The sequence below is a fragment of the Streptomyces sp. NPDC059398 genome (assembly GCF_042751845.1).
GTDB lineage: Bacteria > Actinomycetota > Actinomycetes > Streptomycetales > Streptomycetaceae > Streptomyces.
The window spans coordinates 39,287-45,358 of record NZ_JBHYWP010000068.1 but is presented as its reverse complement, the minus strand read 5'-3'; the positions used below and the strand labels follow the sequence as shown (position 1 = coordinate 45,358).

Genomic DNA, 6,072 nt, shown 5'->3' with positions numbered 1-6,072 from the left:
CTGTGGTTGTGTTTTATTTCTTTAGTTTGGCTCCTCCTTCTGTCGGCCCACCACCCCCCCTTTGTTCCCCGGGGCCCCGCCCTCCCCCCCCACCGTGCGGATCCGGCGGCCGGACGTCGAGCCGAACCCCCTGGAAAAGGTGTCAAGATGACCGTTGCCGTCGCAGGCGCGCGCGCCGAGCGCCGTGGGCCGGTGCAGCGCATCAAGCAGTCCTGGCAGAAGCACTGGTACGCCTATGCGATGGCGGCCCCGGTCGTCGTCGTGCTCGGTGTCCTGGTGGGCTACCCGCTGGTCCAGGGCCTCTACCTGACCCTCACCGACGCGAACAGCCTCAACTCGGCCCGCACCATCGGCGTCAACCACATCGACGCCACCTACAGGTTCATCGGTCTGCACAACTACGCGGACATCCTCTGGGGGCCGACGGCCTGGGACCGCTTCTGGTCCCACTTCCTGTGGACCATCGTCTGGACCGCCGCCTGCGTGGCCCTGCACTACTGCATCGGCCTCGGCCTGGCGCTGCTGCTCAACCAGAAGCTGCGCGGCCGCACCTTCTACCGGATGCTGCTGATCCTGCCCTGGGCCGTGCCGACCTTCGTCACCGTCTTCTCCTGGCGGATCATGCTCGGTGACTCCGGCATCGTGAACTCGCTCCTCGGCAGCCTCCATCTGCCCCAGCCCGCCTGGCTGGAGGAGCCGCACTTCCAGCAGCTCGCCGCGATCATCGTCAACACCTGGTGCGGTGTGCCCTTCATGATGGTGTCGCTGCTCGGCGGACTCCAGTCGATCTCCGCCGACCTGTACGAGGCCGCCGAGATGGACGGCGCGAGCCCCTGGCAGCGCTTCCTCCATGTCACGCTGCCGGGCCTGCGTTCGGTGAGCTCCACCGTCGTCCTGCTCGGCATCATCTGGACGTTCAACCAGTTCGCCATCATCTTCCTGCTGTTCGGCAACGGCGCACCGGACGCCCAGATCCTCGTCACCTGGGCCTACCGTCTCGGCTTCGGCCAGCAGCCCAGGGACTACGCCCAGTCCGCGGCGTACGGCGTGCTGCTGCTCTCCATCCTGATCGTCTTCACCTCCTTCTACCGGCGCTGGCTGGCCCGTAGCGAGAAGGCCGCCGGCTGAGCCCGGCCGGCAACCAGAAGCGGCCGGAAACCAGAAGACACGAAGGCAGATTCCCGATGACGACACAGTCGACGCAGACGACCCTCACCACAGAGACCTCACCCGCTGAGCGCACCGCGCCGGCCGTACGGCGCCCCGCCCGCGCACTCCGCCGCGACCGGCCGAGCCGCAGGGCCACCGTGCTCTCCCACACGGCGCTCGGCATCGCCAGTCTGATCGCGCTCTTCCCGATCGCCTGGCTGGCCTTCCTCTCGCTCGGCCCCGACAAGAGCGACTATCTGCACCCCGGCCGGATCTGGTCGAAGATCTCTCTCTCCAACTACTCGTTCGTGCTGGAGCACACCCGCTTCTTCACCTGGCTCGGCAATACCGCCCTGATCGCCGTCGCGACCAGCGTCATCGGTGTGTTCATGGCCGCCACCGCCGGATACGCGGTCTCCCGGATGCGGTTCCCCGGCCACAAGAAGCTGATGTGGCTGCTCCTGGTCACCCAGATGTTCCCGGTCGCCGTCCTGATGGTGCCGATGTACGTGATCCTCGCGGACCTCGGCCTCATCGACACCTTCGGCGCCCTGATCCTGGTGTACTGCTCCACCGCCGTGCCGTACTGCGCCTGGATGCTCAAGGGGTACTTCGACACCATCCCGTACGAGATCGACGAGGCGGGACGCGTCGACGGGCTGAGCCCCTTCGGCACCTTCTGGCGGCTCATCCTGCCGCTCGCCAGGCCCGGACTCGCGGTGGCCGGTTTCTACACCTGCCTGACCGCCTGGGGCGAGGTCGCCTTCGCCTCGACGTTCATGCTCGACGACAGCAAGTACACCCTCGCGGTGGGCCTCTCCAGCTTCGTCAGCGAGCACGACGCGCAGTGGAACTACATGGCGGCGACCGCCGTCCTCATCGCCATCCCCGTCTCCGTCATCTTCTACCTGGTGCAGAAGCACCTGGTCACCGGCTTGACGGCGGGCGGGACCAAGGGCTGAGCCCCGCACCCTCCCGTACGCCCTCCCGCACGCCCCATGAACGCCCCCACGCATCTGACACACCCAGGGAAGACATGACTCAGCACTCCGCCGCCCCCGCCGCCCCGTCGGCCGCCGCCCGCACCGGCTGGTGGCGGGACGCGGTGATCTACCAGGTCTATCCGCGCAGCTTCGCCGACAGCAACGGTGACGGCATGGGTGACATCGAGGGCGTCCGCAGCCGGCTGCCGTACCTGCGCGACCTCGGCGTCGACGCCGTGTGGCTCTCGCCGTTCTACGCGTCCCCACAGGCCGACGCCGGGTACGACGTCGCCGACTACCGGGCCATCGACCCCATGTTCGGCACGCTCATCGACGCCGACGCGCTGATCCGCGACGCCCACGGCCTGGGCCTGCGGATCATCGTGGACGTGGTGCCCAACCACACGTCCGACCAGTACGAGTGGTTCAGGCGCGCCATCGACGACGGCCCCTCCTCACCGCTGCGCGACCGCTACCACTTCCGCGAGGGCAAGGGCGAGAACGGCGAACTCCCGCCCAACGACTGGGAGTCCATCTTCGGCGGCCCCGCCTGGACCCGGGTCGCCGACGGCGCCTGGTACCTCCACCTCTTCGCCCCCGAGCAGCCCGACCTCAACTGGGAGCACCCGGCCGTCGCCGACGAGTTCCGCTCCATCCTGCGGTTCTGGCTCGACATGGGCGTCGACGGATTCCGGGTCGACGTCGCCCACGGTCTCGTCAAGGCGCCCGGCCTGCCCGACCTCGGCGGCACCGACCAGCTCCGGCTGCTCGGCAACGACATCATGCCCTTCTTCGACCAGGACGGCGTCCACGAGATCTACCGCTCCTGGCGCACCATCCTCGACGAGTACCCGGGCGAGCGGATAGCCGTCGCCGAGGCCTGGACGCCGACCGTGCAGCGCACCGCCCACTACGTACGCCCCGACGAGCTGCACCAGGCGTTCAACTTCCAGTATCTCGGCACCCATTGGGACGCGGCCGAGCTGCGCGAGGTCATCGATGTGTCGCTGGCCGCGATGCGCCCGGTGGGCGCGCCCGCCACCTGGGTGCTCTCCAACCATGACGTCACCCGGCACACCACCCGCTTCGCCAACCCGCCGGCCGGCACCCAGATCCGCACCCCCGGCGACCGCGAACTGGGCCTGCGGCGGGCCCGCGCCGCGACCCTGCTGATGCTGGCCCTGCCCGGCTCCGCCTACCTCTACCAGGGCGAGGAGCTGGGCCTCCCCGACGTCACCGACCTGCCCGACGAGGTCAGGCAGGACCCGTCGTTCTTCCGCGCGGCCGGCCAGGACGGCTTCCGCGACGGCTGCCGGGTGCCGCTCCCCTGGACCGCGGAAGGATCCTCGTACGGCTTCGGCAGCGGCGGCAGCTGGCTCCCGCAGCCCGCGAGCTGGGGCGCGCTGAGCGTCGAGACGCAGACCGGCGACCCCGCGTCCACCCTGGAGCTGTACCGCAGCGCGCTCGCCGCCCGCCGTGAGCTGCTGGGGCTCGGCGCCGGGGAGTCCGTGGACTGGCTCCCCGGTACCCCGGACGGCGTGCTGGCCTTCGCCCGCCCCGGGTTCCGCTGCACGGTCAACACCACCGGCAGCCCGGTACGCCTGCCCGTACCCGGCCGGATGGTCCTTGCCAGCACCGAAGTCCCCCTGGAAGGCGATGAGTTCGAGCTGCCGTCGGACGCCACCGTCTGGTGGTCGGTGTGACCGCACCTCCCCGGCTCGCGCACATCGCCGCGCAGGCCGCCGTCAGCGAGGCCACGGTGAGCCGGGTGCTCAACGGGAAGCCGGGCGTCGCGGACACCACCCGGCAGCGGGTGCTCGCGGCGCTCGACATCCTCGGCTACGAACGCCCGGTACGGCTGCGCCAGCGCAGCGCGGGCCTCATCGGCCTGGTGACGCCCGAGCTGACCAACCCCATCTTCCCGGCCTTCGCCCAGGCCGTGGAGCAGGTGCTCGTGGGATACGGCTACACCCCGGTCCTCTGTACGCAGATGCCGGGCGGCGCCACCGAGGACGAACTGGTCGAGCAGCTGGTGGAGCGCGGCGTCGGCGGCATTGTGTTCCTCTCGGGACTGCACGCCGACACCTCGGCCGACCCGGCGCGCTACGCGGGTCTCACGGAGCGCGGGGTGCCGTTCGTCCTGATCAACGGCTACAACGAACGGATCAGCGCGCCGTTCGTCTCGCCCGACGACCATGCGGCGGCCCATATGGCCGTACGCCATCTCGCGGACCTCGGGCACCGCAGGATCGGTCTGGCGGTCGGGCCGCCGCGCTATGTGCCCTCGCGCCGCAAGCGCGAGGGGTTCATCGAGGCGCTGTCGGCCCGGCTCGGCCAGTCCGCCGACGAGGCCGAAGCCCTGGTCCAGCACACCCTGTTCAGCGTCGAGGGCGGCCGGGCGGCGGCGGGCGCCCTGTTCGACCAGGGGTGCACGGCCGTGGTCTGCGGCAGCGACCTGATGGCGCTGGGCGTCGTCCGGGCGGCCCGCGAGCGCGGTCTCGAAGTCCCCGACGACGTCTCCGTGGTCGGCTTCGACGACTCGCAGCTGATCGCCTTCACCAGCCCGCCGCTGACGACGGTCCGCCAGCCGGTCCAGGCGATGGCAGCGGCGGCGGTGGGCACGCTCCTGGAGGAGATCGGCGGAAACCCGGTACAGCGCACGGAGTTCGTCTTCCAGCCCGAGCTGGTGGTACGCGGATCGACGGCCGGCCGGCCCGGCTGATCGGGCCGACCCGGCGGAGTGTTCATGGTGTACGGGGGCATCCGGACCCCATGACGCTGACCGAAGGAGAGACGGACCAGGAGCGGCGCCGCACGAGCGGCCGCTCCTGGTGGATCAAAGCACCGGTGGCCGTGGTCCTGGTGCTCGCGCTGCTGCTGCTCGGCAGCAGGCTCGACCTGCTGCCGGGGATCGGCGACGTATTCGGCGAGAAGACCCAGGACCGGTCGGGCCCCGCACTGCTCAAGTCGATCCAGGACATGAGCCGGTACGAGGCCGCGTCCGGGAACTTCCAGGTCGTGGTCGACCTGGAGAAGGACACCAAGTTCCTGCCGGACGCGATCCGCGGCTCCCGGATGCTGTACGTCGGAGCGGGCGCCGTCGGCTCCTATGTCGACCTCGGCAAGACCGCGGGGAACGGGGTCACCGTGAACAAGGACCGCACCGCCGCCACCCTGCGGCTGCCGCACGCGGTGCTCGCCGAGCCCGCCATCGACCCGGACCGCTCGTACGCCGTCTCCAAGCAGCGCGGGCTGCTCGACCGGCTCGGCGACTTCTTCTCGGACAACCCCAACAACGAGCACGCCGTACAGAAGCTCGCGGCGCAGCACATCGGTGAGGCGGCCAAGGACAGCGGTCTGGTGGCACGCGCCGAGAAGAACACCACCAGCATGCTCCAGGGCCTGCTGCACTCGCTGGGGTTCAAGCGGGTCACGGTGGTCTACGGCACACCCTGACCGGGCGGGCCCTCGGTCCTCAGCCCCGCTGGGCGGGGAGTTCCGCCTCGGGCAGCGGCGCCAGGGCGAGCAGCCGGCCGACCAGCTCCCCGAACGGCCCGTCGGCGGGCTCCTCGCTCAGGATCCGCCGTACGACCGCCGCCATCGCTTCGTCGTAGGCGGCGCTCACCGCGGCCAGCGCCGCGAAGTCGTGCACCAGCTGCAACTCCAGCTCGGCGCGGGGGATGCTCCGCCCGTCGAGCCAGATCAGCGCGGTCGACTCGGCGAGCGACACCCACGACCGGACGACCAACTGGAGCCTGGCGGGCGGGTCCTGGACTTCCAGATGAGAGAGGATCTGGAGATACGCGGCGGTGCGGACCTCGTCGATCATCGCGTTGGTGGTGGTGGAACCCACGGCCGGGCCGCCGCGCATCAGCGCCGCGAAGCCGGGCCCGTGCTCTTCGACGAAGTCGAAGAACCGCTCCATCTCCCGCTGGAGCCG

General features: G+C 70.3%; 5 protein-coding genes and 1 pseudogene. 5 read left to right on the top strand and 1 reads right to left on the bottom strand.

Annotated features, from left to right (window positions below; genetic code table 11):
- Window positions 1–147: 147 nt before the first annotated feature.
- From ACFXBC_RS23005 to ACFXBC_RS22985, 5 genes are all read left to right on the top strand, one after another.
- Window positions 148–1,128: a carbohydrate ABC transporter permease gene (locus ACFXBC_RS23005; RefSeq protein ID WP_385027432.1), complete on the top strand. Its 981-nt coding sequence runs from the start codon at window positions 148–150 to the stop codon at window positions 1,126–1,128.
- A 56-nt stretch (window positions 1,129–1,184) separates the two neighbouring features.
- Window positions 1,185–2,111, top strand: a complete 927-nt coding sequence (locus tag ACFXBC_RS23000; protein WP_385027429.1) for a sugar ABC transporter permease — start codon at window positions 1,185–1,187, stop codon at window positions 2,109–2,111.
- Window positions 2,112–2,185: 74 nt separating this feature from the next.
- Complete coding sequence (locus ACFXBC_RS22995; protein ID WP_385027426.1) at window positions 2,186–3,835, top strand: alpha-amylase family glycosyl hydrolase; 1,650 nt, start codon at window positions 2,186–2,188, stop codon at window positions 3,833–3,835.
- Window positions 3,820–4,854 carry a LacI family DNA-binding transcriptional regulator gene (locus tag ACFXBC_RS22990; protein ID WP_385027441.1) on the top strand — a complete coding sequence of 345 codons (1,035 nt, stop codon included), beginning with the start codon at window positions 3,820–3,822 and terminating at the stop codon, window positions 4,852–4,854. The genes ACFXBC_RS22995 and ACFXBC_RS22990 overlap by 16 nt, the downstream gene beginning before the upstream one ends.
- Before the next feature lie 50 nt (window positions 4,855–4,904).
- The gene (locus ACFXBC_RS22985; protein ID WP_385027422.1) at window positions 4,905–5,588 is read left to right on the top strand and encodes a DUF4230 domain-containing protein; all 684 of its coding nucleotides are present in this window, start codon (window positions 4,905–4,907) and stop codon (window positions 5,586–5,588) included.
- A 19-nt stretch (window positions 5,589–5,607) separates the two neighbouring features.
- Here ACFXBC_RS22985 and ACFXBC_RS22980 read toward each other — a convergent pair.
- Window positions 5,608–6,072: pseudogene (locus ACFXBC_RS22980) on the bottom strand (TetR family transcriptional regulator); the annotation flags it as partial.

What these genes read in the sequence shown, in the direction of transcription:
- ACFXBC_RS23000 (WP_385027429.1), top strand. Translation starts at nt 1,185, where the DNA reads ATGACGACACAGTCGACGCAGACGACCCTCACCACAGAGACCTCACCC.
- ACFXBC_RS23005 (WP_385027432.1), top strand. Translation starts at nt 148, where the DNA reads ATGACCGTTGCCGTCGCAGGCGCGCGCGCCGAGCGCCGTGGGCCGGTG.
- ACFXBC_RS22985 (WP_385027422.1), top strand. Translation starts at nt 4,905, where the DNA reads ATGACGCTGACCGAAGGAGAGACGGACCAGGAGCGGCGCCGCACGAGC.
- ACFXBC_RS22995 (WP_385027426.1), top strand. Translation starts at nt 2,186, where the DNA reads ATGACTCAGCACTCCGCCGCCCCCGCCGCCCCGTCGGCCGCCGCCCGC.